This window comes from Cedecea sp. NFIX57 (assembly GCF_900177785.1).
Lineage (GTDB): Bacteria > Pseudomonadota > Gammaproteobacteria > Enterobacterales > Enterobacteriaceae > Cedecea > Cedecea neteri_C.
Window position 1 is genome coordinate 13,852 of the sequence record NZ_FXAS01000002.1, and the last position, 26,645, is coordinate 40,496.

The following is a 26,645-nucleotide window of genomic DNA, read 5'->3' on the forward strand; positions in this document are numbered from 1 at the left end:
AGCTTGCGCCAGGATAAAACAGCGAACCAGGCCCGGCATTCACGTTGTATCCGGGTCTGCAAACTTTTTGACCAAGGAACGACCATGGAACAACGCCGCTTTTCTGGTAAAAGCCACTGGTATCATGAAACCCAGTCCAGTCTGTGCCCGGCGGATGTACTGCCTTTAGTTCCCGAAGCGGCGCAGTTTGAAGACCGCTTTCTGCTTGATGTAGTCCCTTCTGAAGCGCAATTGATTGTTGAAGCCCCGTGGCTTGATGCCGCCCGAGCGGCAGCCGATGTGCTGCTGCCCGAAAGTATTAACGTGACGCGTTTACACACCCTGAGCAGCTACGATCGCCTGAGCACGGCGCTGACCGTCGCGCAGGTCTATGGCGTCCAGCGCCTGTGTAATCACTATGCCGCTCGCCTCGCCCCGCAGCCCGGCCCAGACTCATCCCGGGAAAGCAATCGTCGCCTGACTCAGATCACCCAGTTTGCCCGCCAGCTTGCCAGCCAACCGACGCTTATCGACGAAAGCGCTTTAGCACAGCTGGATGAATGCGGCCTCTCTGTGGACGATATTGTCTCTTTCACCCAGATTATCGGCTTCGTGGGCTTCCAGGCGCGCGCCATTGCCGTCTGGCAAGCGCTACAGGGGCTGCCCGTTCGCTGGCTGCCGGGACTTGCCGGGCAACAGGACGCGGAGCCCGCGCTGTTTACGCCGTACCCGGTCAACTGGCTTCCGGGGTTGGCACCGGTTGAAATGCGCTATGCCCGTGCGGAACAGCTGGAAGTCCTGAGCATCAGCCAGCCGCTGCGTACCCTGCGTGATATTGCCTGGCTGCTTGCCCACGATGAGCGGGCACTGTCTTACCTCAGCCAGCTTACCCGTCTGTTCTGGCAGACCACGCCTCAACATCCAGACGATGCGCTGCTGGTGGTGATGCTGACGTCACGGATTAACGGCAGCGCCGCCTGCTTTAGCGATGCCGTAGCCGCCTGGCAGGGAGATGCCGGATTACCGGACGCGATGCGCAACGGGGAACGAGCGTTGAACGCCTGGAGCCACAACCACCCACGTGAAAAAGCAATTATTCAGGCTGTGCAACTGTTAACCCGCGCCCCGGACAGATTTAGCGCAGCGCAGCTTCAACCTTTGTATGAGCAAGGTTTTAGCGAACAGCAGGTGCTGAAATTACTGGTTAGTGCCGGTCTGGCCGGGTGGATAAACCGCCTGAAAATTGGCCTCGGAAATACCGCTCAAGCGCTGAATCCATAAGCCTTCACGGCAATCAGCGCTTGCCGCAAGGTACGGTTTCGCGTAAAACTGTCAGCCGCTCTTTTGGCCACGAAAACGAAACGATATGCTTCAGGATAACCCGCTGCTCGCGCAGCTAAAACAGCAACTGCATTCACAGACTCCACGCGCTGAAGGCGTGGTGAAAGGCACGGAAAAAGGGTTCGGCTTCCTCGAAGTCGACGCGAATAAAAGCTACTTTATTCCACCGCCGCAGATGAAAAAAGTGATGCACGGCGACCGTATCAGCGCCGTCATCCACACCGATAAAGACCGTGAGTCCGCCGAGCCGGAAACGCTTATCGAACCTTTCCTGACGCGTTTTGTTGGCCGCGTTCAGAAAAAAGACGACCGCCTGTCAATTGTGCCGGATCACCCACTGCTGAGAGATGCCATTCAGTGCCGCGCGGCGCGCGATGTGACGCATGACTTCCAGAACGGTGACTGGGCGGTGGCTGAAATGCGCCGTCATCCGCTGAAGGGCGATCGTGGTTTCTACGCCGAGTTAACCCAATTTATCACCTTCGGTGACGATCATCTCGCACCGTGGTGGGTGACACTGTCACGTCATAATCTTGAACGCGAAGCGCCAGACGGCGTGGCCACCGAAATGCTTGACGATGGTCTGGTGCGCGAAGACTTAACGTCGCTGGATTTTGTCACCATCGACAGCGCCAGCACCGAAGATATGGACGATGCGCTGTACGTTGAAGAACTTGCCGACGGCAAACTGCAGCTGACCGTGGCCATCGCTGACCCAACGGCGTGGATCGAGGAAGACAGCAAGCTCGACGGCATCGCCAAAATTCGCGCTTTCACCAACTATCTGCCTGGCTTCAACATTCCAATGCTACCGCGCGAGCTGTCAGACGACCTCTGCTCCCTGCGTGCCAACGTTGTCCGCCCTGTCCTCGCCTGCCGCATGACCATTGAGCAGGACGGCGCTATCGCCAGCGACATTCATTTCTTCGCCGCGAATATCGAGTCTAAAGCCAAGCTGGTTTATGACGAAGTTTCTGACTGGCTGGAAGAGAAAGGTGGCTGGCAGCCGCAGAGCGACGCCATTGCACAGCAAATTCGTCTGCTGCATCGCGTTTGCCTGGCCCGCAGCGAATGGCGTCAGACCCACGCGCTGGTCTTTAAAGATCGCCCGGATTACCGCTTTATTTTGGGCGAGAAAGGCGAAGTGCTGGATATCGTGGCCGAGCCGCGCCGCATCGCAAACCGTATCGTTGAAGAGTCGATGATTGCGGCTAACGTTTGTGCGGCCATCGTGCTGCGCGAGAAGCTGGGCTTCGGGATTTATAACGTTCATACCGGTTTCGACCCGGCTAATACTGAACAGTTGGCCACCATGCTGCAAACCCACGGCATCACCGTGGACGCGCAGGAAGTGCTGACGCTGGAAGGCTTCTGCAAGCTGCGCCGCGAACTGGACGCTCAGCCGACCGGGTTCCTGGACAGCCGCATTCGTCGTTACCAGTCGTTCGCGGAGATCAGCACCGAGCCAGGCCCACACTTCGGCCTGGGCCTGGAAGCCTACGCCACCTGGACTTCCCCGATCCGTAAATTCGGCGATATGGTTAACCACCGTTTGCTGAAAGCAATTATTAAAGGCGAAGCGGCGGCTCGTCCGACGGAAGACACTACCGTCCAGATGGCGGAACGCCGTCGTCTAAACCGGATGGCCGAGCGTGACGTGGGTGACTGGCTGTACGCTCGTTTCCTGAGCCCGAAAGCCGGCACCGATACTCGCTTCGCGGCAGAGATTATCGATGTCAGCCGCGGCGGGATGCGCGTGCGTCTGGTGGAAAACGGCGCTGTCGCATTTATCCCTGCGCCATTCATCCACGCGGTACGTGATGAACTGGTTTGCAGCCAGGAAAACGGCACCGTGCAGATCAAAGGCGAAGTGGTTTATAAAGTGACCGACGTTATCGACGTAACCATCGCGGAAGTTCGCATGGAAACGCGCAGCGTTATCGCTCGCCCTGCTGTCTGATCCTGATTTTCACCGTATAAAGCCGGGCGCTCTGCCCGGCTTTTTCATTTCTGCCCTCTCAATGTGCCGATATATTGCACATCCTCTGCAAAAACAAGATCTTTTCCTCTTTACCAGGGCTTTAACATCGGCCGTCTGTTGCTACTATAAATAATAGATTTAGGTGATATTTTTCCCCTGAGGCTCAGGAGCACGAATGAAAGACGATTTGGAGCAGAACCTGCTTTATCGTTACCTGGGGACGACCAGCCCCTACTGGCGTCTACCGGCGGACAGCAACGCCCTTCAACTGGCGGCCAGCGAAGATTCAGACACCGGCCAGGTGGTGGCGTTGGACATGACACAGGCCGACGAAATTCGCCAGATGACGGTGATTACCTCCAGCCTGACCATGACGCTGTCGCTGTTCGGCATAGAAGTGCCGGTGCATATGGTCGGCCGCAAAGTGTCTAAACGCGAATGGGCGGGCACCGCCTCGGCCTGGCATGATACCCATTCGGTAGCTCGCGACCTGGTGCAGGGCCTCTCTTTTGCCGAGCAGGTTGTCTCTGAAGCGAATTCCGTGATTGTCATTCTTGATAAACAGGGAAATATTCAGCGCTTCAACCGGTTAAGTGAAGAGTACACCGGGATGAAAGAGCATGAGGTCATCGGTCAGAATGTCTTTAAGCTGTTTATGAGCCGCAGCGAAGCCGCCGCCTCAAAGCGCAATATCAGCGGATTTTTTCGCAACGGCAGCTCCTATGAAGTTGAGCGTTGGGTCAAAACCCGCAAAGGCCAGCGGCTGTTTTTGTTCCGCAACAAGTTTGTTCACAGCGGCAGCGGCAAAAACGAAATCTACCTGATTTGCTCCGGCACCGACATTACCGAAGAACGCCGCGCGCAGGAACGCCTGCGGGTGCTGGCCAATACCGATACCATCACTGGATTGCCTAACCGCAACACCATTTACGACCTGATCACCGAGGCCATTGCCAAACGGGGCGACACGCAGGTCGGTATTGTCTATCTGGACCTCGATAACTTTAAAAAAGTGAACGATGCCTACGGCCACATGTTTGGCGATCAGCTGCTGCAGGCCGTGTCGCTGGCGATTTTAAGCTGCCTTGAAGAAGGCCAGGTGCTGGCGCGCCTCGGGGGTGATGAATTTATCGTGCTGGCAACATACACCTCTCAGGGCTCGCTGGAAGCGATGTCTTCCCGCATTCTGACCCGCCTGAAGCAACCCTTCAGGATTGGCCTGATTGAGGTCTACAGCGGCTGTTCGCTGGGTATCTCTCTCGCCCCACAGCACGGGGATGAACGAGAGAATCTGATTCGTAACGCCGACACCGCCATGTACACCGCCAAAGAGAGCGGCCGCGGGAAGTTTTGCGTGTTCTCGCCAGAGATGAATCAGCGGGTGTTTGAGTATTTGTGGCTGGATACCAATCTGCGTAAAGCGCTGGATAACGATCAGCTGGTTATTCACTATCAGCCGAAGATGACCTGGCGCGGTGAAATCCGTAGCCTGGAGGCGCTGGTGCGCTGGCAATCGCCGGAACGAGGTCTTATTCCTCCGCAGGGCTTTATTTCCTATGCGGAAGAGTCCGGCCTGATTGTGCCGCTTGGGCGCTGGGTGATGGTCAGCGTTGTGCAGCAGGTAGCTAAGTGGCGGGACAAAGGCATTAATCTCCGCGTGGCGGTCAACGTGTCCGCCCGCCAGCTTGCCGATCAGACTATTTTTAGCGATCTCAAACAGGCGCTGAAAGATCTGAATTTTGAATACTGCCCGATTGACGTTGAGCTAACCGAGAGCTGTCTTATCGAGAACGAAGAGCTGGCGCTGTCGGTTATCAAGCAATTTAGTCAACTGGGCGCACAGGTGCACCTGGATGACTTCGGCACAGGGTATTCGTCTTTATCGCAGCTGGCGCGCTTCCCTATCGATGCCATTAAGCTCGATCAGTCCTTTGTGCGCGATGTGCATAAACACTCAGTGTCTCAGTCGCTGGTGAGAGCCATTGTGGCCGTGGCGCAGGCACTGAATCTGCAGGTCATCGCCGAGGGCGTAGAAAATCAAAAAGAAGACGCCTTTCTTACCAAGAACGGCGTCAACGAACGGCAGGGGTTCTTATTTGCAAAACCAATGCCCGCAGCCGTGTTTGAGCGTTGGTTTAAGCGCTATCAGGCCAGAACAAAGCGCTAGCCCGCTTTACGCAAAGCCGTTGAAGTATGGCGGTTTTGCAGCATGACCAGCCGCTCCATATAAGCAATATCCTTGTCTTCAAGGCAGAACGCGGCATCCACCCAGTCTTCGGTGATGTCCATCAACTCTGAGCGCGGCAGCTGTAACACGCGCTGACGCGCGCGCAGCATGGCTTTCACGCCGTTAAGTTTAGGCTGCAGGGTATCGATGAAGGTGCGGGTGGCCAGGTATCCCTGTCCTGGCTCAAACAGCTGATCCACCAGCCCGTGCTGCTGGTACCACTCCGCCGTGTGCGACTCGCCTTTATAAATCAACTCTTCGGCAAGTTTCATCCCGGAACGTCGCGCGACCAGAGAATAAGCCCCCATACCGGGGAACAGGTTGAAGGCAATTTCCGGGAACCCCAGCCTGGCATCACGCTGCGCCAGCAGGAAATGGTGCGCGAGTGCCGCCTCAAATCCGCCGCCAAGGGCACTGCCCTCAACCATCGCCAGACTGATCGCCCCCGTATCAAAACCGCGAGACGCGGCATGCACGCAGTCCACACAGGCACGCGCATAAGCGCGGAGTGCCTCCCGACGTCCATTCCGAATAGTTTCCACAAAAAAGCCTAAATCGCCGCCGGTATTGTACATCCCGGGGACCAGCGAGCCGGTAACCCAGAAATCGACTTTAAATCCGCTCTTCTGGACGATATATCCGAGGTTCATTATTTCCTCGATAAGTCCGTGATTGAAGCAGGGACGCGGGCGGGCACGAAGCATCATCCAGACGGTACGGCGCTCTTCTTCGTAATATCCAGACAGTTGAGTAAAACGTGCAGTATCAGTAAAGAGTTTGCAAGTTGGTTGGTTGATAACTGTCATAGCCAGATCCTCATTAAATGAATGTGCGGTCATCGCAGGATCAGACTAATCCACGCCCGTAGTTTGATGAATGCAGCGTAAGGATTAATAATTAATGCTTATATGTTGTGCGATAATTTATTGAAGAATAAGGCTAAGAATTCGCCGACTGCCCTTCTCTTTATCGGCTATTTTTTGCATTATGGGCGAATGATTGATTCCCTAACACAGACAGGATTAACAATGCCAACACTGGATCCGCAGCAGCTTGCCAAACGTATTGATACCGTGCTGGATATTCTGGTTGCCAAAGATTATGCCTCCGCGATAAACAACCTTGAGATCCTCAAAGCTGAATTACTGAGCATGAATAACGACGAAAATAAGCAGGACGGCGAGCAAAAAAAATCGCCCTGGGAAATTTAAATTTTCTGGCCGAAAAAGCAGCCCAAAATAAAGGCTGCTTTTCTTTTATACAATCATAGTGAAAGCGTTCAGTGAACCAGGCCGGTCCAGCCCTGGATGGCCATATATATTCCCATCGCCGCAATCAGAATGCTGGAAAAGTAAGGTGCTCTTCTGGCCACGGTGTTAAATCCACTCCAGCGTTTTGCCACCTGACGAACGCCAACCGCCGCGCTCACGCCAACGGTCACCAGCGTCAATGCCAGACCCACGCTAAAACCGATAACCAGCGTTGCCCCCAGCACCAGCGCCTTAAGCTGCAGGCAAATCAGCAAGACGGTTATGGCCGCGGGGCATGGGATCAGCCCTCCGGTCAGGCCAAACAGTAAAATTTGCCCGTTGGTGACATCTTTGTTGGTAAAACGGCGCTTAATGTCATTGGCATGCGCCAGCTCATGCGCATCCTGATACCCCCTGGAGCCCACTTCCAGCCCCTCGGTTCCCGCATGGCTGTGGTCATGATCGTGCTCGTGGAACGCCAGATCGTAATCGTGGCTGTGCCCACGATGGCCAAACGAAACACGGACGTTGAAGTTATGAGGTTCCGGGATGATCGCCGTCGACTCCATGTAGTCGCCGCAATCTACAAACTGGAAAACCTGGGAGAATGTGCCTTCTTCGCGCCTGGTCACCAACGAGATTTCCCCCGGAGCCCATTTTCTGCGGCTGAGATTGCGCAAACGCCAGCGTGGGGGTTGGCCCTGCTCAAAGATCGAAAGCTCAACCAGGCCGTGGCCGGTATCTATTCGTTTGGTTTCATCGTCGTGGTGATGCTCTTTTGCCTGCGGCTCTGTCAGCCAGTTTTGCTCTCCCTTCCAGGTGCGCCAGAACATCCAGAATGCGGTGGCCAGCACAATGACGGCAGAAATTAACTGCAGCCACGGCTCGGCAGACTCCGCGGTAAAACGCTGGCTGATGTACATCCCGCCAAACGCGATGAGCCAGACAATGGCCGTATGGGAAAGCGTTGCCGCAAGGCCAAGCATGATCGCCTGTCTGGCCGTGCCTTTAATGGCGATGATAAACGCCGCCATCATGGTCTTTGAATGCCCGGGTTCAAGTCCATGCAGGGCACCAAGCAAAATTGCACTGGGGATAAACAGCCAGGCATTGCCTTGCTGGAGAAGCGTAGTGAATTCAGTCATTGGGATCATTCTTGCTGAGATGCGGGATCTGAATTCTACTCCCCCCCAGTACAAAATACTACCCCCCAGTAGATTTGTAATAGTATCATTATGAAGTTCTTCTCAGAGGGAAATTCACATGTCACATACCATTCGCGACAGACAAAAGCTCAAGGCCCGGACCAGTAAGATCCAGGGACAAGTGATTGCGCTTAAAAAGATGCTTGATGAACCGCATGAGTGCGCCGCAGTCCTGCAGCAAATTGCCGCCATTCGAGGGGCGGTAAACGGATTAATGCGCGAGGTGATTAAAGGGCATCTGACGGAGCATATCGTGCATGAGGTAGACGAAGTGAAGCGTGAGGAGGATCTGGATGTGATCCTGAAAGTGCTGGATTCCTACATTAAATAGGCTTTACGTGACAGCCACCGCGAACGGTGGCCATAAATGATTAGAGCGTTAATGAGCCAAACGCCCCTTGCCAGTCTTTTTCAAAACCGCTTATCGCCGCCGTCACCGCAGGCGTGACCAGCATCTGTTCGACCACATCAAGTGGCAGCGTGATCGCTTCGCAACCGGCCAGAAGACATGACATCGCCTGATGCGGGGTGCGGAAGCTGGCCGCCAGCACTTTCGCATCAGGGGCATGCAGCGTCAGAAGCTGCTGGAGATCCTGCACCATCTGAATACCATCCCCGCCCTGAGCATCGAGCCGGTTCACATAAGGCGCAACGTATTCAGCGCCCGCCAGCGCGGCCAGTAGCCCCTGCGTCGCGCCATAAACTGCCGTCCCGAGCGTTGGGATCCCGAGGACTTTAAGCTGCTTGAGTGCTGCCAGGCCTTCTGGCGTAGTGGGAACTTTAACCACCAACCCCGGTACGCGCGTGGTTAACAGCTGCGCCTCTTTCACCATTTCATCGGCCTGGTTCGCAATCACCTGAGCAAACAGCTTACCTTCCCCCCCCAGCGCGTCCTGCAGCGCAGGGAGCACTTCCCACAGGGAAATACCCGCTTTGGCAACGATAGAAGGATTGGTAGTTACGCCCTGCAGCGGCAGAACACGGGCCAGGCGCTTAACGGCGGCAACATCGGCGGTATCTAAATACAGTTCCATTACGCTCTCCAGAATTAGAGTCATCTCTCATTGAACGCATCATAACCCGGCTGTCGATTGTTTAGCTGATCAACATCAATATAACTTTCATTCGAAAGTAATTTAATTTACGAAAGAAACAAAATGAGATAATGCCATGCTGTTCAATATTCAGCGCTACTCCACGCACGATGGTCCGGGGATCCGCACGGTGGTCTTCCTGAAAGGATGCTCGCTAGGCTGCCGCTGGTGCCAGAATCCCGAAAGCCGCAGCCGGGAATGCGACGTTTTGCTGGACCGCCGTTTGTGCATCAAAGGGTGCGAACTTTGCCAGCAGGCCGCACCAGACGTAATTTCCCATGTTAACGGCGAACTGGTTATTGCTCGCGGTAAACTCAGTGCGGAGGCGATAAATGCACTGAGAGAGTGCTGCCCTACCCAGGCACTGATCGTTTGCGGCGAAGTAAAAACGGCGGATTCTATTATGGCCACCGTGCTACGCGACAAGCCTTTTTATGCTCGCAGCGGAGGGGGAATTACGCTTTCCGGCGGGGAACCTTTTATGCAGCCCGACCTGGCGCGTGAACTACTCCAGCGCAGCAAAGAAGCCGACCTGCACACCGCCGTGGAATCCTGCCTGCATGTGCCGTGGAAATACATCGAACCTTCATTGCCTTTTTTAGACTTGCTGCTGGCGGATCTTAAGCACGTAGACAAAGCGCGCTTTCAGCAGTGGACCGACGGCAACGCCGAACGTGTGATGGATAATTTTCGCAAGCTGGCCGCCCGCGGCGTAGAGATGACCATTCGCGTGCCATTGATTCCCGATTTTAACGCCGATGAACGTTCCATCCGCGCCATCAGTGATTTTGCCGCCGACGAAATTGGTGCGAAATCCATCCATTTTCTGCCGTATCACACCTTAGGGATTAACAAATATCACCTGTTGGGTCAGCCCTATCTGGCCGCCAGCAGGCCACTTGATGCACCAGACCTTCTGCACTTCGCCGAACAGTACGCCAGCCAAAAAGGCATGACAGCCTGGATTAGAGGATAATCATCATGACCGAACTGAATCTGAACTTTCTCAGCCCACGAATAGAAGCACACAAAGAGGCGCTGATACATATCGTTAAGCCGCCGGTCTGCACCGAACGCGCCCGCCACTACACGGCCGTTTACCAGCAGCATCAGGATAAACCGCTGCCGGTTCGCCGCGCGATGGCATTGGCCCATCATCTGGCAGAGCGAACTATTTGGATCAAACATGACGAGCTTATCGTCGGCAACCAGGCAAGCCATGTACGCGGAGCACCGTTTTTCCCGGAATATACCGTGGGCTGGATTGAGAGCGAAATCGACGAGCTTGGCGACCGTCCGGGGGCTGGCTTCTCGATTTCCGACGCGGACAAAGCGGTTATGCATGAAATTTGCCCCTGGTGGCGCGGGCAGACGGTACAGGATCGCTGTTATGGCATGTTTACCGACGAGCAAAAAGCGCTGCTGGCGACCGGGATTATCAAAGCCGAAGGCAATATGACTTCCGGCGACGCTCACCTGGCGGTTAATTTCCCGCTGTTGCTTGAGCTCGGCATCAACGGACTGCGTGAGAAAGTCGCCGAGCGACGCGGGCGTTTGCAGTTGACCGACTGGGACGATCTGCATAAAGAGCAGTTCCTGAAGGCCATTGATATGACTTTTGCTGCCCTGAGCGACCATATATTACGCTACGCAGAATTGGCGAAGAAAATGGCGGAAGAAGAGTCACGCACTCCCCGCCGTGACGAGCTGTTGGCGATCGCTGAAAACTGCGAACATATCGCCAGCAACCCGCCGGTGACTTTCTGGCAGGCTTTACAGCTCAGCTATTTCGTTCAGCTTGTGCTGCAAATTGAATCCAACGGGCACTCCGTCTCCTTTGGTCGGCTCGATCAGTACCTTTATCCGTGGTACCGCCGGGATGTGGAATTACAGCAAACCACCAGCCGGGAACAGGCCATTGAGCTGCTGCAAAGCTGCTGGCTGAAGCTGCTTGAGGTGAACAAAATTCGCTCCGGTTCGCATTCAAAAGCCTCCGCCGGTAGCCCGCTTTACCAGAACGTCACCATCGGTGGACAAACGCTGGTGCACGGCGTCGCGGTGGACGCCGTTAACCCTCTCTCCTACGCCATTCTTGAATCCTGCGGCCGCCTGCGATCAACGCAACCTAATCTCAGCGTTCGCTATCACGCCGGGATGAGCAATGACTTCCTTGACGCCTGTGTGCAGGTGATTCGCTGCGGATTCGGCATGCCGGCGTTTAACAATGATGAAATTGTTATCGAGGAATTCATCAAACTCGGCGTCAGCCGGGAAGATGCCTATGACTACGCGGCTATCGGCTGCATTGAAACCGCCGTCGGCGGAAAATGGGGCTACCGTTGTACCGGCATGAGCTTCATCAACTTTGCCCGGGTGATGCTGGCGAGCCTTGAACATGGCCGCGATGCCACCAGTGGAAAAATTTTCTTCCCGCAGCAAAAGGCACTGTCCGAAGGCAACTTCACTTCGTTTGACGAAGTCCTCGACGCCTGGGATCGGCAAATTCGTTATTACACACAAAAATCGATCGAGATCGAATGCGTGGTGGATACCGTACTGGAGGAAAACGCGCACGATATTCTTTGTTCGGCGCTGGTGGATGATTGTATTGAACGGGGAAAAAGTATTAAGCAAGGGGGTGCGAAATACGACTGGGTTTCTGGGCTCCAGGTCGGGATTGCCAACCTTGGGAATAGTCTCTCAGCCGTGAAAAAACTGGTCTTTGAACAGGGTATCATCGGGCAGCAGCAGTTAGCGGACGCCCTGGTTAACGACTTTGCCGGGCTGAACGGCGAGCAGCTTCGCCAGCGATTAATCAACGGTGCGCCAAAATACGGCAACGACGATGACGAAGTCGATATGCTGCTCGCCCGCGCCTACCAGACCTACATCGATGAACTTAAGCGCTATCACAACACGCGCTTTGGCCGCGGCCCTGTTGGCGGGACATACTACGCGGGAACATCCTCTATCTCTGCAAACGTTCCGTTCGGCGCAGCCACAATGGCCACACCTGATGGCCGTAAGGCGCATACACCTTTGGCAGAAGGCGCCAGCCCCGCGTCCGGGACCGATCATCTTGGCCCTACAGCGGTCATCAGTTCCGTGGGCAAACTGCCGACCAATAAAATCCTCGGCGGTGTTTTATTGAACCAAAAACTGAATCCCTCAACGTTAGATAATCCACGCGATCGTGAAAAATTAATGTTTATGCTGCGTACCTTCTTCGAATCACACAAGGGCTGGCACGTTCAGTACAACATTGTCTCTCGTGAAACACTGCTTGAAGCCAAACAAGATCCTGATAAATATCGAGATTTGGTGGTAAGGGTTGCAGGATACTCGGCCTTCTTTACGGCCTTATCTCCTGACGCGCAGGATGATATTATAGCCCGCACGGAACATACTCTTTGACGAGAAGGCGGTGGTTAATCCCACCGCCTGACGACTGGCCGACATGAACTCAAGACAACAAATTATTCTGCAGATGGTTATCGATCAGGGCCGGGTTAGCGTCGCCTCTCTGGCGAAAACAACCGGCGTTTCAGAAGTCACCATCCGCCAGGATTTAAACCTGCTGGAAAAAAATAATTACCTTCGTCGCACGCATGGTTTTGCCGTCCCGCTCGATAGCGATGACGTTGAAACTCGTATGATGAACAACTACACCCTCAAGCTACAGCTTGCGCAATATGCCGCTTCGCTGGTAAATGATGGTGAAACCGTGTTTATCGAAAACGGCAGCAGCAACGCGCTTCTTGCCCGCACGCTGGCGGAGCAGAAAAAAGTCACGCTGATCACCGTCAGCAGCTACATCGCTCATTTGCTGAAAGACACCGATTGCGAAGTCATTCTGGTCGGCGGGATCTATCAGAAGAAAAGTGAAAGCATGGTCGGGCCGCTTACCCGCCAGTTTATCCAGCAGCTGCATTTCAGTAAGGCTTTTATCGGCATCGACGGTTTCTTGCCAGAAACCGGCTTTACCGGGCGCGATATGCTGCGTACAGACGTGGTGAATTCTGTGCTGGAGAAAGGTAGCGAGGCCATTGTGCTTACGGACAGCAGCAAGTTTGGCAATGTGCATCCGTACACGCTTGGCCCGATTTCACGCTTTAACCGCGTTATCACCGACGCAGCGCTGAGCCAGGAGACGCTGGAGCAGTTGAAAGCAGCCCATCTTCAGGTGGATATCGTCGATCCTTACGCCGTCGTTTAACGCTTTTTGCCCGTGTCAGGCACGGGCCTTCCCTCTCTCAGAATATTCCCACGTTGTAATTAAGAGTTTTTACCTGTGTTAATCATGCGGAAAAATTAGAATAGAATTTAGCGATATAACAGGGAGTAATATACGCACCTGCCCTTTTTAAGCTTATATCGTGACATCGTTTCACGAACCGCCCGGTAAAGTGGTGAATTCTTACTATACTTAACTGAGACTGGCTTCCGTGAATCAATTATTCTGGAGAAAGTATGATGACCTTAAATAACAAAAAAGTGGCCGCTGCAATGCTGGCTATTACCCTCGCAATGTCCCTGAGTGCCTGCTCTAACTGGTCTAAGCGTGACCGCAACACGGCAATCGGCGCAGGTGCCGGTGCGCTGGGCGGTGCAGTACTGACCGATGGCAGCACGCTCGGTACGCTTGGCGGTGCGGCAGTAGGCGGTATTATCGGTCACCAGGTGGGCAAATAAGGCAGGACGCCAGCAAAAGCAAACCCGCGTTGACGAATTATTGTGTGTTAATTTTCAGGTCTGACTAACAGCAGTTAAAATAAAAGGCCACGGTAATTGCCGTGGCCCAATAATTAATATTATTCCGAATTAACCGCCCGCGAGTTTTACTTTCATCCCTTTCGCTTCCAGCAATGATTTAATCAAATCACGCTTATCGCCCTGGATTTCAATCACACCGTCTTTCACCGCGCCACCGCAGCCACATTTCTTTTTCAGCTCGGCGGCAATGCTCGCCAGCGTCGCATCGTCCGCATCAATACCGGAGATCAGGCATACGCCCTTTCCTTTGCGCCCGCTGGTTTGCTTTTGAATACGCACAATCCCGTCGCCTTTTGGGCGCTGGACTTCGGCTTTCGGTTCATCAATACGCCCGGTTTCCGTGGAGTACACCAGCCGGCTGTTATTATCTTTCATCACGCCCCCTGTGCCAGCGAGGCGCGGATATCCCGTAGAGTCTGTGCCGGGTCCGCAGATTGGGTGATCGGACGCCCAATCACCATAAAGTCTACCCCAGCCTGTTGAGCCTGCTGCGGCGTCATGATTCGGCGCTGATCGCCTGCATCACTGCCAACCGGGCGAATGCCAGGGGTAATGAGTTTGAATTCACGGCCTAACGCCGTCTTAAAGCGCACCGCTTCCTGTGCAGAGCACACGACGCCATCCAGGCCACACTCTTTTGTCAGCGTCGCCAGGCGCTCGGCGTAGTCTGCCGGGCTGGCGGTAATGCCCAGGTCAGCCAGGTCGCTGGCTTCCATGCTGGTCAGTACGGTAACGGCGATCAGCAGTGGCGCGTCTTTCCCAAATGGAACAAGCGCTTCTTTTGCCGCACGCATCATACGAGCGCCCCCCGTAGCATGAACGTTGACCATCCACACGCCCATTTCAGCCGCAGCCGCCACGGCACGCGCGGTGGTGTTAGGGATATCGTGGAACTTCAGATCGAGGAAAACATCAAACCCTCGCTGGTGCAGGTCGCCCACCAGCTGTGGACCAAACAGGGTAAACATCTCCTTGCCTACTTTCAGACGGCAGTCGCGCGGGTCGATACGGTCAACAAAGGCCAGGGCGCTATCGCGATTATCATAATCAAGTGCAACGACTATCGGCGATTCAGTGACAACACGGGAGGAGGATGACGCAGTTGAATTCATGGCAAAACCTTCTGACTGTTGGGCACCAGCGCGGCGCAAAAAAGTTAAACGGCAGCATTCTACTCGCCAGCCAGGTAAATTTACAGCCGCGATTGCCCCCTGCTAAGCGAAAGTTGCACGATGCTGAAGTTGGGCACGATGAAGATTTATATAGTATGTTGTAACTAAAGTGTGGGCTTTTAAAAAATCGGAGGCTTACTGACCATCCAGCCCGCGAATCGGTTTCACCGTTGACCATGCGCGGCAGGACGGGCAATGCCAGTACATGGTATAGGCGGTAAAGCCGCATTTTTGACAGCGATAGCGGGGCTTGGTGCGAATTTGCTCGCCAACCATATCCCTCAGTACCATCAAACTCTCTTTCGCTCGCCCTTCCTCCGCCTCATGCAGGTGATAATCCATCAGACGATGGAATACACGCATTGTCGGATGACGCTGGAGCTGACGGTTGATATACATCTGAGCAGTTTCAGCCCCTTCGCGCTGCTCGAGAATACTCGCCAGCATAAGCTCTGCCACCGCCCCACTGTTTTCTTCCACGCAGCGCTTAAGGAATACTTCCCACTCATCCGGCTGATTAAGCTGCTGGTAGCAAACCTGCAGCATCTCCAGTGTTTCACTGACCAGTTCGCTATCTTGCTCAATCACACGTTTTAGCGAGTCTACCGCTTTGGCATACTCGCCTTTTTCCATAAAAATACGCCCCATCATGATGGAGACCCGGGCGCAGTTTTTATCTGCTGCGGCCCCTTTTTTCAACAATGACATGGCTTTGTCTGTATCGTCATTGCCGATATTTTGCAGCGCAAGTTCACAGTAGAAGTGCGCGATTTCCACACGCTGTTTGTCTTTACCGAGTTTCACCAGACGTTCGGCCACGTCGATGGCTTTCTGCCAGTCGCTTGTTGCCTGGTGAATTTGCAGCAGCTGCTGCAGCGCGCTGATGCGGAAATCGGTCTCGTCGATAAGCTGGCTGAACATATCTTCGGCGCGGTCATAAAGACCTGCAGCCATATAGTCTTTGCCAAGCTGCTGCACGGCAAGCAGGCGCTGATCATAGTTCAGCGACGCACTCTCCATAAGCGACTGGTGGATACGAATAGCCCGATCGACTTCGCCACGCTGGCGGAAGAGGTTGCCTAACGTGAGATGCGCTTCAACGGTGCCTGTGTCCTCTTTAAGCATGTCGAGGAACAGATCAACCGCTTTATCCTGCTGGTTAGCCAGCAGGAAGTTCACGCCGGCCACGTAGTCACGGGAAAGGCGGCTGGCCTCCTGCTGTTTGTCTTGCAGCGCACTTCTGCGCCCCATATACCAGCCATAAGCGGCCGCAACGGGTAATAGCAGAAACAGCAGTTCCAACATAGAAGATTATTCCTTCACAGCCGGCACATTGGGAGCCGGCACATCAGCGGTGGGGGTAACTTGTTGCTCAAGGCGTTTAATTTTTCGCTCAGCGCGGGCCAGGGAAACACGGACGCGCAGCCAGAACAGACCGCAAATCAGCCATCCAATAATAAATCCTGCGGCAAACAGCGTCGCCAGCAAACTGGATACCCGATATTCCCCCTGTGCCAGCAGGTAGTTAAAGTTCACTACCTGATCGTTTTGCGCCCCCAACGTAATTGAAATCACAAAGATGGCGAGGACCAGCAAGAAAATGAATAAATATTTCACATGACATCCCGTTATGTGGTCACAGCTTGCTCAGCTATGCCAAAAATGAATCCCGGAGGTATAAACTACCATTTCAGGCCAAACCGGGGAATCCATTAACCCCCATCAATGCATAAGAAATGAGGGTTAAAACACTATTATCAACTTTTTTCGTTGCGTTCGGTTATTTCCTGCTCTTCTTCGGCGGGTGGCGTGAGCGGACCACACCAGCGCTGCGCAAGCCAGGTCGCCAGAATGACTAACGCCCCAGAGATAATCGTAGCGACAACCAGATCGCGGGGCCAATGCATCCCCAGCAGCAATCGACTCCCCATCACGCCGGTTGCCCATATCAACAACACCGCCAGCGTCAATGTCCGTCGGCGCGGCCAAAGCAATCCTACGCCCAACAACGCCCAACTGGCAGCAAACATCGTGTGACCTGAAGGAAAAGCGAAACCGGTTTCGAACTGCCAGTGCTTGCGTAACCAGCCTGGAATATTATCCTGCCCTTCCAGCTGTGCTTTAACCAGTTCCGCACGCTGAGTACGCTTTAAATTGTAGAACTCGTCGGTAGGGATATGGTGAGTTTTTTCAAGCCATACGACGAAAGGCCGGGGTTCCTGCACTTTATTCTTGATAACGGACTTAATGCCCTGACCTATAAGGATAGCGGCAGCGAGGATAGCAAATAACATCAGTGCAGGTTTAAGGCGATAGCGCAGACACCACAGAAACCATGCGCAGAGAATAACATGCGTAATGACTCCCCAGGGTTGGGTGACGGTCTCAGTGACCCAATAAAGCATTTTTAACTCGCTTTCATTGCCCCCAGGGGCCCATTGCCAGCCGCTGAACCAGACGATTAACGGCATGATTAACAGAAGTATTGTGCCAGCTGCGATGCGTTTTGCTATTGCCTGCATGAAAACCTCATGATAATGAAAGCTTTTAAAGAATAACCGAAAATGCCTGAGAAGGTTAAACCACGCGGTGGTCATTGGCAAAAATGGCTTTTTAATCTGTCAATGAAGCGAACGACTGCGCGTTATGGCAAAATATCCGACATTAACGTACAGGCCAGACTTCTGGCAGACACCAAGGTGTCAAAATAAGTACCTGGAGAATCACATGCAGCTTAAACGTGTGGCAGAAGCCAAACTGCCAACCCCATGGGGCGATTTCCTGATGGTGGGTTTTGAAGAAGTGGCAACGGGACAGGATCATGTTGCCCTGGTTTTTGGTGATATTAGTGGTGAAGAACCTGTTCTGGCGCGCGTTCACTCCGAATGTCTGACCGGTGACGCGCTGTTTAGTCTGCGCTGCGACTGCGGTTTCCAGCTTGAAGCGGCGTTGACCCACATTGCTGAAAAAGGCCGTGGCGTGCTGCTTTATCATCGTCAGGAAGGCCGTAATATCGGGCTGCTGAATAAAATCCGGGCCTATGCGCTGCAGGACAAAGGCTACGATACGGTAGAAGCGAACCACCAACTCGGTTTTGCTGCCGATGAGCGTGACTTTACGCTGTGTGCCGACATGTTCAAACTACTGGGCGTGGATGCCGTACGTTTGCTCACCAACAACCCGAAGAAAGTCGAAATTTTGACCGAGGCAGGGATCAACATCGTTGAGCGCGTGCCGCTCATTGTCGGCCGTAACCCGAAAAATGCGCATTACCTAGACACCAAGGCGGCCAAAATGGGCCATCTGCTGTCGGAATAAGCGTGTTCATCTCGTAAAAAAGCCCCTTTTCAGGGGCTTTTTCGTTTCTTACTTCAGCATATTCCTGATCACATAATGCAAGATACCGTCGTGCCGGAAATAGGTCAGCTCATTGCCGGTATCAATACGGCAGAGGCAGTCAATCACTTGCTTGCGCCCGTCGGCAAAGGTCAGCGTAACCGGCACAACAGCACCTGGCTTCAGCTGGTTTAACCCGCTGATATCCAGCTTCTCCTCCCCTGTTAAACCTAACGTTTTTCGCGTGACGCCCTGTGGGAACTCCAGCGGTAAAATGCCCATGCCGATAAGGTTCGAACGGTGAATACGCTCGAAGGATTCGGCGATGACTACCCGCACGCCCAGCAAACGAGGGCCTTTGGCCGCCCAGTCTCGGCTTGAACCAGAGCCATACTCTTTCCCGGCGATTACTGCCAGCGGAATGCCCCGCTTTTTGTAACGCATTGCGGCGTCATAGATAGACAGGACTTCTTCACCCGGCAGTAACCGCGTCATGCCGCCTTCAACGCCCGGCACCATCTCGTTACGAATACGGATGTTGGCAAACGTCCCGCGCATCATCACTTCATGGTTACCGCGGCGAGAACCGTAGGAGTTAAAGTCCCTACGCTCTACCCCATGCCCCTGCAGGTAGCGCCCCGCCGGGCTGTCTGGTTTAATGCTCCCCGCAGGGGAAATATGGTCGGTAGTAACCGAATCCCCCAGCATCGCCAGCACGTTAGCCCCGTGAATATCCTCCACTGCTTTTGGCTCAGCGCCCATCTCATCAAAGAACGGCGACAGTCGGATATAGGTTGAATCATCCTGCCAGCCGTAGGTGGCCGACCGCTCCACTTCAATGTTGCGCCACTCTTCAGTCCCCTCAAACACTTCGGCATATTCTTTGTGGAACATCTCGGTAGTGACCTGCGCCACAGCCGTAGCAATTTCCTGACTGCCCGGCCAGATATCTTTCAGGTAGACATCAGCGCCATTTTTATCCTGCCCCAGTGGCTCTTTAGTCAGGTCGATGTTCATGTTGCCAGCCAGCGCATAGGCGACGACAAGCGGCGGTGAGGCCAGCCAGTTAGTTTTCACCAGCGGGTGAATACGGCCTTCGAAGTTGCGGTTGCCGGAAAGCACAGCGCCTACGGTAAGATCGCCTTTTTTGATCGCCTGCTCGATAGGATCGGGCAACGGGCCTGAGTTACCGATACAGGTAGTACAGCCGTAGCCCACCAGATTAAAGCCAAGCTCATCAAGGTAGGGGGTTAATTTGGCTTTCGCCAGATAATCCGAGACCACCTTAGAGCCCGGCGCAAGCGAAGCCTTAACCCACGGCTGCGGCTTCAGCCCTAAACTAACGGCTTTTTTAGCCAGCAGCCCAGCCGCCATCAGCACGCTAGGGTTTGAAGTGTTGGTACAAGAGGTAATTGCCGCAATCACCACGGCGCCATCCGGCAATTGATGCTCTTCGCCTGCCAGCGTGTAGCTGATCGGATGACGATCTTTATGGGAAGCGTTGACTTCAAGCTCGTTGCTGGCGGCAAAAGCTCTTGGCACTCCGCCGAGCGGGACACGATCCTGCGGGCGTTTTGGCCCGGCCAGGCTTGCCTCAACGTCATTCATGTTCAAAGAGAGCGTACTGGTGAACACAGGCTCATCACCGGTATTGCGCCACATGCCCTGCGCCTTAGCGTAGGCCTCCACCAAAGCCACCTGCTCTTCGCTACGCCCGCTGAGGCGCATATACTCCAGCGTTACGCCGTCAATCGGGAAGAAGCCGCAGGTCGCACCGTATTCAGGAGACATGTTGGCGATAGTTGCCCGATCGGCGAGCGGGAGCGAATCGAGGCCATCGCCATAAAACTCAACAAATTTGCCCACAACGCCGTGTTTACGCAGCATCTGGGTGACGGTCAGCACAAGGTCCGTCGCGGTGATCCCTTCCCGCAGTTTGCCCTCAAGCTTAAAGCCGACCACATCGGGAATCAGCATGGATACCGGCTGGCCCAGCATCGCCGCTTCAGCTTCGATGCCGCCTACCCCCCAGCCCAGCACGCCAAGACCGTTAATCATCGTAGTATGCGAGTCGGTGCCCACCAGCGTGTCAGGGTAAGCGACAAGTTCGCCGTTCTGTTCTTCACTCCAGACGGCTTTACCCAGGTACTCAAGGTTGACCTGGTGGCAAATGCCGGTCCCGGGCGGCACAACGCTGAAACGGCTAAACGCCTGCTGGCCCCAGCGTAAGAAAACATAGCGCTCGTGGTTTCGCTCCATCTCGAGGCGAACGTTTTCCTCGAAGGCATCGTTGTCACCGAAGTGGTCTACGGTCACGGAGTGGTCAATCACCAGATCGACCGGGGAAAGCGGGTTAACTTTGGCCACATCGCCGCCGAGGCGCTTGACCGCCTCACGCATCGCGGCCAGATCCACCACCGCTGGTACGCCGGTGAAGTCCTGCATCAGCACCCGGGCGGGACGATAGGCAATTTCGCGATCGGCGTGGGCCTGTTTCAGCCAACCGGCCAGGGCATGAATATCTTCGCGGGTGACGGAGTCTTCATCCTGCCAGCGCAGCAGGTTCTCCAGCAAAACTTTTAGCGACTTAGGTAACCGGCTGATATCCCCCAGCTCTTTTGAAGCCAGCGGCAAGCTGTAGTAGTGCCAGGTTTTATTTAGCGCCCGTAGAGTGTCCTTACTGGCTTCGCGTAGGGTTAACGACATAGCTCCTCCTTTATGACAGGGATAGCGAGTGCCCTGATTATTCGCAGGGTCACTATTAAAGATAACACAAACCTGCCGTAACGATTTGATAACAACCCGAATTGATAAATGGCGGTGATGGAGAAGCGGTAATAAAACGAACGCCCCAACGATAACGTCAGGGCGAGAGGAAAACCGGGAGGATAATTCGAAGCAGTAAGGACGTGGCGTTTAGCCACTGACAACAAAGGTTAATTGGCGAAGGCGCGAAGTATTTCTACCCAGAACAAGGCAGAGAGCGTAAAAGCGCCCATCCATGACCAGTATTTTACAGCATTGTGATTATTCATAGGGTTAACCCAATGTGACTATATGCAACCAGACTGCTTATTTAAGCAATCACCAGAATGTATTGCTGCGTGTAATTATTAGTGAATAACAGGTTACCCGGCGGTAAATAAAAAGTGCTTTAAATCCCGCAGAGAAAATAAACGATTCAATAACGATTTTATTGTTTTTTACTGTCGTCTTCAGAAAACAAATCAATAAAGGCCTGCTGCTGTTTCGTCAGCTTCCAGCCTTCAGGTGGCGTGTTTTCCTCTTTCTTAACGTCTTTTCGTGGCTTGCCGCTGTTGCGGGCCACGACCTTAGGTGCAGAAGCCCTATCCCGAGTAGACATAGCTACCCCCAAAAATGCCAGGCAACCAGCGCCACAACCAGCCAGAACAAGGCTGAAACCAAAAACACCGCAATCCATGCCTTGCGTTTCAGAGCCGGATCTTGTTGCGGTTCCTCACTTCCTGATGACATTGCTAGCCTCATACAATCGACACCACTTATCGTAACGTTTCTAAACAATCGGTATAACTAATCGCCAGTTGGGATTAATCCTAAAGAAACTCTAGCTCAAAAGCCAGAAAAATTGCGCAATAAGCAGGAGAAAAGATTTAATCTTTTGACCTGAAATAAATAATCGAAACCTCAGATTTGCGCAACCACGAATTATTTACTAGCTGTGTCTCTTAATTGCGACACAATAACCATTAACAGGATGTGGCTTATTTGCGGGAATGGGAATAGACGAAGAAATGCGTTTAATTCTTGTTTAATAATGACTCGGGCATCTCCGGATTCACCCGAAGATACCCTGGGGAATTATTTGGCAGGTAATTTTATATCTTTAAACATCGCTTCAATATCTTCGTTAGAGCGCAAAGCTACGGCGGTGTCCACCACGTCACGGGTTAAATGTGGCGCAAAACGCTGAATAAAATCATACATATAACTACGCAGGAAAGTACTCCGACGGAAACCTATTTTCGTGGTGCTGTGGCTAAATACGCCCTGGGCTTCGATACGGACTAAATCAGGGTCTGAAATCGGATCCACCGCCATGCTCGCAATAACCCCTACTCCCAGTCCTAAGCGAACGTAGGTTTTAATCACATCGGCGTCGGTGGCAGTAAAGACGATTCGCGGCGTTAACCCTGCGCGGTTGAAGGCGGTGTCCAACTCAGAACGTCCGGTAAAACCAAATGTGTAGGTGACCAGTGGATACTGTGCCAGCTCTTCGATGCTGACCGATTCTTTAGAAGCCAATGGATGATCCGGCGTGACCACAATGGAGCGGTTCCAATGGTAGCAAGGCAGCATCACCAGGTCGTCATAAAGATGAAGCGCCTCAGTAGCGATCGCAAAGTCTGCATTTCCTTTGGAAACTGCCTCTGCAATCTGCGTCGGCGACCCCTGATGCATATGCAGTGAAACCCGAGGATAACGTTCGATAAAGCCTTTAATCACGCCTGGTAGCGCGTAACGAGCCTGCGTGTGGGTTGTCGCCACATAGAGCGAGCCTTTGTCAGGCCAGGTGTGTTCTCCGGCGACGGATTTGATCGCATCGACTTTCGACAGCACTTCACGGGCGATGCGGATGATTTCCTGCCCCGCCGGGGTGACCTGGGTCAGGTGCTTCCCGCTACGGGCGAAAATCTGGATCCCCAGTTCGTCTTCCAGCATACGAACTTGCTTACTGATCCCGGGCTGGGAGGTATAAAGCCCTTCCGCCGTCGAGGAGACATTAAGATTGTGGTTTACGACTTCAACGATATAACGCAGCTGCTGTAATTTCATAACTTACCGTCCAGGGTCAAAGGCCCCGGCGCGATGGGCGGGGTTAAGACGCAGAAAAAACGAAAATTGACATTGCTTTACTCACTATATCAGTTATAGCTACTTTGTATAGATGGGATGAAAAGATAATAAACGAGTTATATAAGGCGCCATAAAAAAACCGGAGACAGGCTCCGGTTTTCACAGGTTCAGGCAGAATTATTTCTTGCCAACGACCCACTTGCCGTCAACGAAGAAAGCCGACCAGCCGGTCGCTTTGCCGTCTTTGTCAGAAGCCACATACTGCTGCTTCGTTTTGCGGCTAAAGCGAACGAACGCTTTATTGCCGTCTGGATCTTCCTGAGGAGCATCGGCCAGATAGCGCAGCTTCTCGGGCAGACGATCGCGGAAGCGATGCAGCTCTTCAACCAGCGGGGCGCGTGTTTCACGAGATTTCGGGAACGTGTTCGCGGCCAGGAAGACGCCAGCGGCACCGTCTCGTAGAACGAAATACGCGTCCGATTTCTCACACGGTAGTTCCGGCAGCGGGACCGGATCTTCCTTCGGTGGCGCAACTTCGCCATTACGCAGGATCTTACGGGTGTTTTTGCACTCATCGTTGGTACAAGCCATGTACTTGCCAAAACGCCCCATTCTCAGGTGCATTTCTGAGCCACATTTCTCGCACTCAACAATTGGGCCGTCATAGCCCTTGATGCGGAATTCACCCTCTTCGATTTCGTAGCCGTCACAGGTCGGGTTATTACCACACACGTGCAGCTTGCGCTTTGGATCGATGAGGTAGCTGTCCATTGCCGTGCCGCACTTCTGGCAGCGACGCTTGGCGCGCAGCGCGTTGGTTTCCGCATCATCACCTTCAAGCACGTTAAGAACTTCGTTCTCCGGCACCAGGTTGATGGTGGTTTTGCAGCGTTCTTTCGGCGGTAACGCATAGCCAGAACAGCCGAGGAATACACCGGTACTCGCGGTACGGATCCCCATTTTACGGCCGCAGGTTGGGCAGTCGATACTGGTCAGGACCATCTGGTTCGGGCGCATACCGCCTTCTTCCGGATCCTGCTCCGCTTTCTCAAGCTGGCCGCTAAAATCAGTGAAGAAGTTGTCCAGTACGCCTTTCCACTCGGCCTGGTTATTGGCCACCTGATCGAGGCTGTCCTCCATTTGCGCCGTGAAGTCATAATTCATCAGCTCGCGGAAGTTCTCTTCCAGACGATCGGTAACAATCTCACCCATTTTTTCAGCGTAGAAACGGCGGTTCTCAACGCGCACGTAGCCACGATCCTGAATGGTCGAAATGATAGACGCGTAGGTGGACGGGCGGCCAATTCCGCGTTTTTCCAGCTCTTTCACCAACGACGCTTCGCTGAAACGCGCTGGCGGCTTGGTAAAGTGCTGGGCAGGAAGCAGCTCAACCAGGGTCAGCGCCTCACCTGGGTTCACCGCCGGTAAAGTGCGGTCTTCATCGCCCTTACGCAGAGCAGGCATCACTTTCGTCCAGCCATCAAAGCGCAGCGTGCGGCCACGCGCCTTCAGGCGGTACTCACCGGCTTCCACCGTCAGCGTCGTGGAATCGTATTTCGCAGGCGTCATCTGGCAGGCAACGAACTGGCGCCAGATTAGTTGATAAAGCTTCTGGGCATCCGCCTCCATGTCTTTTAACGCTTCAGACTGCACGGACACATCAGAAGGACGAATCGCTTCGTGCGCTTCCTGAGAGTTGTCCTTGCTGGCGTATTGATTGGCTTCAGCCGGCAGATATTTCTTACCGAAGTTTTCTTCGATGTAGCCGCGCACCATGCTCACCGCATCCTGGCTCAGATTGGTAGAGTCAGTACGCATGTAGGTAATGTGGCCCGCTTCGTAAAGACGCTGCGCCATCATCATGGTTTTCTTCACGCCGAAGCCAAGGCGGGTACTGGCGGCCTGCTGCAACGTGGAGGTAATGAACGGTGCCCCAGGTTTACTGCTGGTTGGCTTGTCTTCGCGATCCAGAACGGTGTAACGCGCTTTTTCAAGCAGGCTAACGGCCGCCATCGTCTGCTCGCGGTTAACCGGACGGAACGGTTTGTCTTTATGGTGACTCACCTGTACCGGCAGCGCGTCGCCCTTCGGCGTCGACAGATTGGCGTCGATTTCCCAGTACTCTTCCGGAACGAACGCTTTAATTTCGCGCTCACGTTCGACCACAAGGCGAACCGCCACGGACTGAACGCGCCCGGCTGACAGGCCACGCGCAATCTTTTTCCACAGCAGCGGAGACACCATGTAGCCCACAACGCGGTCCATAAAGCGGCGCGCCTGCTGGGCATTCACACGGTCAATATTCAGTTCACCCGGCTTTTCAAACGCCTGACGAATCGCATTCTTAGTGATTTCGTTAAACACCACGCGGCTATAGCGGGTGTCATCGCCACCGATAACTTCCCGCAGGTGCCAGGCAATGGCTTCCCCTTCGCGGTCAAGGTCGGTTGCGAGATAGATGTGGTCTGCTTTTTCTGCCAGTGACTTCAGCTCGGAGACCACTTTCTCCTTGCCTGGCAGCACTTCGTAATGAGCATCCCAGTTATGCCAGGGATCGACACCCATACGGTTGACGAGCGCTCCGCGTTCATCCTTTTTGACCTTTTTGGCCCCTTTGGCGGCGGTAGAGTCAGCGCTCTTCTTGGTGGTTGATCCACTGGTCGGCAAATCACGGATGTGACCGACGCTGGACTTCACCACGTAGTCATTTCCGAGATATTTGTTGATCGTTTTGGCTTTTGCCGGGGACTCAACGATAACGAGAGCTTTACCCATTTTCACCTTTACCTATTTAATTCTTCCAGGAATACGTCGCAAATTTTCACCTTCCACTGGCGACGCGCTTTTTTATATTGCGGCAGCGTAGAAGGAGATCAACTCTTTTTTTCAATAACCTGCAACACCCTCAGCTCACTCATCGGGTAATGCAGGCCAAAAGCCTCAAGCAAGTGGCATAGCACGACGGAAGTTTGGTCGAATGTCAAGCAATTCTGTTGCCAGATTTGCGAAAGCGTCACACTCTACCTGATAAAATATGTTACGCAACTTTATTAGCATGCAATACCCGATCCCGCCAGCACGGTTAACTTTTTTAAGGCCACAGGGTTTACAGGGAAAATTTGCCCTTTTCCCTCAAGCGGACGTAAACTAGCGCCAGTTTTTTAAGGAGAACATCATGCAAGAGACAACTCAGCCTATTGACCGCGAATCCCTCCTAGTCGAGGCGAACAAAATCATTCGTGAACATGAGGATTTCCTGCACGGGATGGAAGCCACCGGCGTGGAACAGAAAAACGGCGTGCTGGTCTTTAGTGGAGAATACTTCCTGGACGAGCAAGGTTTGCCCACGCCGAAGAGTACGGCGGTGTTTAATATGTTTAAACACCTGGCCCACGTCCTGTCAGAAAAGTATTCTCTGCAGGGCTAAACGAAAAGCGAGGCTTGAATGCCT

25 protein-coding genes are annotated in these 26,645 nt (G+C 53.7%); 11 read left to right on the top strand and 14 right to left on the bottom strand.

The genetic code is table 11. The features are described from left to right. Positions 1 to 84 precede the first annotated feature (84 nt). The 3 genes from B9Y90_RS01470 (at position 85) to pdeR (ending at position 5,468) form a co-directional block, all read left to right on the top strand. Positions 85 to 1,260: a CMD domain-containing protein gene (locus tag B9Y90_RS01470; protein ID WP_085539999.1), complete on the top strand. Its 1,176-nt coding sequence runs from the start codon at positions 85 to 87 to the stop codon at positions 1,258 to 1,260. 85 nt (positions 1,261 to 1,345) lie between these two features. Further along, entirely contained in the window at positions 1,346 to 3,280 is a 1,935-nt protein-coding gene (locus B9Y90_RS01475; RefSeq protein WP_085540000.1) for an exoribonuclease II, read from the top strand. A gap of 196 nt (positions 3,281 to 3,476) precedes the next feature. Then, positions 3,477 to 5,468, top strand: coding sequence for a cyclic di-GMP phosphodiesterase (gene pdeR / locus B9Y90_RS01480; RefSeq protein ID WP_085540001.1), 1,992 nt, complete (start codon positions 3,477 to 3,479; stop codon positions 5,466 to 5,468). On the opposite strand, the gene B9Y90_RS01485 is transcribed toward pdeR, so the two are convergent. Beyond that, positions 5,465 to 6,334: a crotonase/enoyl-CoA hydratase family protein gene (locus tag B9Y90_RS01485; protein WP_085540002.1), complete on the bottom strand. Its 870-nt coding sequence runs from the start codon at positions 6,332 to 6,334 to the stop codon at positions 5,465 to 5,467. The genes pdeR and B9Y90_RS01485 overlap by 4 nt on opposite strands. Positions 6,335 to 6,556: 222 nt before the next feature. On the opposite strand from B9Y90_RS01485, the gene yciZ reads away from it, so the two are divergent. Continuing rightward, positions 6,557 to 6,739, top strand: a complete 183-nt coding sequence (gene yciZ, locus B9Y90_RS01490; protein WP_085540003.1) for a protein YciZ/DeoL — start codon at positions 6,557 to 6,559, stop codon at positions 6,737 to 6,739. Positions 6,740 to 6,807: 68 nt separating this feature from the next. Here yciZ and B9Y90_RS01495 read toward each other — a convergent pair whose 3' ends face one another. Further along, a complete protein-coding gene (locus B9Y90_RS01495; RefSeq protein WP_085540004.1) occupies positions 6,808 to 7,923 on the bottom strand; it encodes a nickel/cobalt efflux protein RcnA in 1,116 nt (371 codons plus the stop codon). A 118-nt stretch (positions 7,924 to 8,041) separates the two neighbouring features. Between B9Y90_RS01495 and rcnR the strand changes: the two genes are divergently transcribed. Then, positions 8,042 to 8,314: a Ni(II)/Co(II)-binding transcriptional repressor RcnR gene (gene rcnR, locus B9Y90_RS01500; protein WP_039294041.1), complete on the top strand. Its 273-nt coding sequence runs from the start codon at positions 8,042 to 8,044 to the stop codon at positions 8,312 to 8,314. Between the two features lie 40 nt (positions 8,315 to 8,354). Here rcnR and fsa read toward each other — a convergent pair whose 3' ends face one another. After that, positions 8,355 to 9,017, bottom strand: coding sequence for a fructose-6-phosphate aldolase (gene fsa, locus B9Y90_RS01505; protein ID WP_039294043.1), 663 nt, complete (start codon positions 9,015 to 9,017; stop codon positions 8,355 to 8,357). 136 nt (positions 9,018 to 9,153) lie between these two features. Here fsa and B9Y90_RS01510 point away from each other — a divergent pair, with 136 nt between their 5' ends. The 4 genes from B9Y90_RS01510 (at position 9,154) to osmB (ending at position 13,769) form a co-directional block, all read left to right on the top strand. Further along, complete coding sequence (locus tag B9Y90_RS01510) at positions 9,154 to 10,053, top strand: glycyl-radical enzyme activating protein (protein WP_039294047.1); 900 nt, start codon at positions 9,154 to 9,156, stop codon at positions 10,051 to 10,053. A gap of 5 nt (positions 10,054 to 10,058) precedes the next feature. Continuing rightward, positions 10,059 to 12,491, top strand: a complete 2,433-nt coding sequence (locus B9Y90_RS01515) for a formate C-acetyltransferase/glycerol dehydratase family glycyl radical enzyme (RefSeq protein ID WP_085540005.1) — start codon at positions 10,059 to 10,061, stop codon at positions 12,489 to 12,491. A 43-nt stretch (positions 12,492 to 12,534) separates the two neighbouring features. Further along, a complete protein-coding gene (gene yciT / locus B9Y90_RS01520) occupies positions 12,535 to 13,293 on the top strand; it encodes a DNA-binding transcriptional regulator YciT (RefSeq protein ID WP_039294053.1) in 759 nt (252 codons plus the stop codon). Between the two features lie 257 nt (positions 13,294 to 13,550). Continuing rightward, positions 13,551 to 13,769: an osmotically-inducible lipoprotein OsmB gene (gene osmB, locus B9Y90_RS01525; protein WP_008461331.1), complete on the top strand. Its 219-nt coding sequence runs from the start codon at positions 13,551 to 13,553 to the stop codon at positions 13,767 to 13,769. A gap of 129 nt (positions 13,770 to 13,898) precedes the next feature. On the opposite strand, the gene yciH is transcribed toward osmB, so the two are convergent. The 5 genes from yciH to pgpB form a co-directional block, all read right to left on the bottom strand. After that, positions 13,899 to 14,225: a stress response translation initiation inhibitor YciH gene (gene yciH / locus B9Y90_RS01530; RefSeq protein WP_085540006.1), complete on the bottom strand. Its 327-nt coding sequence runs from the start codon at positions 14,223 to 14,225 to the stop codon at positions 13,899 to 13,901. Then, the gene (pyrF, locus tag B9Y90_RS01535) at positions 14,225 to 14,962 is read right to left on the bottom strand and encodes an orotidine-5'-phosphate decarboxylase (RefSeq protein WP_039294060.1); all 738 of its coding nucleotides are present in this window, start codon (positions 14,960 to 14,962) and stop codon (positions 14,225 to 14,227) included. Before pyrF ends, yciH begins: the two co-directional genes overlap by 1 nt. Positions 14,963 to 15,157: 195 nt before the next feature. Further along, complete coding sequence (lapB, locus tag B9Y90_RS01540; protein ID WP_085540007.1) at positions 15,158 to 16,327, bottom strand: lipopolysaccharide assembly protein LapB; 1,170 nt, start codon at positions 16,325 to 16,327, stop codon at positions 15,158 to 15,160. A gap of 6 nt (positions 16,328 to 16,333) precedes the next feature. After that, on the bottom strand, positions 16,334 to 16,639 hold the full coding sequence (locus B9Y90_RS01545; RefSeq protein WP_039294065.1) for a LapA family protein: 306 nt from the start codon (positions 16,637 to 16,639) through the stop codon (positions 16,334 to 16,336). A 140-nt stretch (positions 16,640 to 16,779) separates the two neighbouring features. Further along, positions 16,780 to 17,544, bottom strand: coding sequence for a phosphatidylglycerophosphatase B (gene pgpB, locus B9Y90_RS01550; RefSeq protein WP_085540008.1), 765 nt, complete (start codon positions 17,542 to 17,544; stop codon positions 16,780 to 16,782). Positions 17,545 to 17,749: 205 nt separating this feature from the next. On the opposite strand from pgpB, the gene ribA reads away from it, so the two are divergent. Then, positions 17,750 to 18,340, top strand: a complete 591-nt coding sequence (gene ribA, locus B9Y90_RS01555; RefSeq protein ID WP_039294068.1) for a GTP cyclohydrolase II — start codon at positions 17,750 to 17,752, stop codon at positions 18,338 to 18,340. A gap of 48 nt (positions 18,341 to 18,388) precedes the next feature. Here the strand turns inward: ribA and acnA are convergent, their stop codons facing one another. The 6 genes from acnA to topA all read right to left on the bottom strand — a co-directional run bounded on the left by acnA (position 18,389) and on the right by topA (position 25,969). Continuing rightward, positions 18,389 to 21,064: an aconitate hydratase AcnA gene (gene acnA / locus B9Y90_RS01560; protein ID WP_085540009.1), complete on the bottom strand. Its 2,676-nt coding sequence runs from the start codon at positions 21,062 to 21,064 to the stop codon at positions 18,389 to 18,391. A 230-nt stretch (positions 21,065 to 21,294) separates the two neighbouring features. After that, positions 21,295 to 21,393: a small membrane protein YmiC gene (gene ymiC, locus B9Y90_RS27185; RefSeq protein WP_231560145.1), complete on the bottom strand. Its 99-nt coding sequence runs from the start codon at positions 21,391 to 21,393 to the stop codon at positions 21,295 to 21,297. 158 nt (positions 21,394 to 21,551) lie between these two features. After that, complete coding sequence (locus B9Y90_RS26810; protein ID WP_176227832.1) at positions 21,552 to 21,722, bottom strand: hypothetical protein; 171 nt, start codon at positions 21,720 to 21,722, stop codon at positions 21,552 to 21,554. A gap of 2 nt (positions 21,723 to 21,724) precedes the next feature. After that, the gene (locus tag B9Y90_RS01565; protein ID WP_071842743.1) at positions 21,725 to 21,853 is read right to left on the bottom strand and encodes a YmiA family putative membrane protein; all 129 of its coding nucleotides are present in this window, start codon (positions 21,851 to 21,853) and stop codon (positions 21,725 to 21,727) included. A gap of 345 nt (positions 21,854 to 22,198) precedes the next feature. Then, positions 22,199 to 23,173 carry an HTH-type transcriptional regulator CysB gene (gene cysB / locus B9Y90_RS01570; protein WP_008461319.1) on the bottom strand — a complete coding sequence of 325 codons (975 nt, stop codon included), beginning with the start codon at positions 23,171 to 23,173 and terminating at the stop codon, positions 22,199 to 22,201. A 198-nt stretch (positions 23,174 to 23,371) separates the two neighbouring features. After that, positions 23,372 to 25,969 carry a type I DNA topoisomerase gene (gene topA / locus B9Y90_RS01575; RefSeq protein WP_085540010.1) on the bottom strand — a complete coding sequence of 866 codons (2,598 nt, stop codon included), beginning with the start codon at positions 25,967 to 25,969 and terminating at the stop codon, positions 23,372 to 23,374. Between the two features lie 400 nt (positions 25,970 to 26,369). On the opposite strand from topA, the gene B9Y90_RS01580 reads away from it, so the two are divergent. Then, on the top strand, positions 26,370 to 26,621 hold the full coding sequence (locus B9Y90_RS01580) for a YciN family protein (protein ID WP_039294075.1): 252 nt from the start codon (positions 26,370 to 26,372) through the stop codon (positions 26,619 to 26,621). Positions 26,622 to 26,645 lie beyond the last annotated feature (24 nt).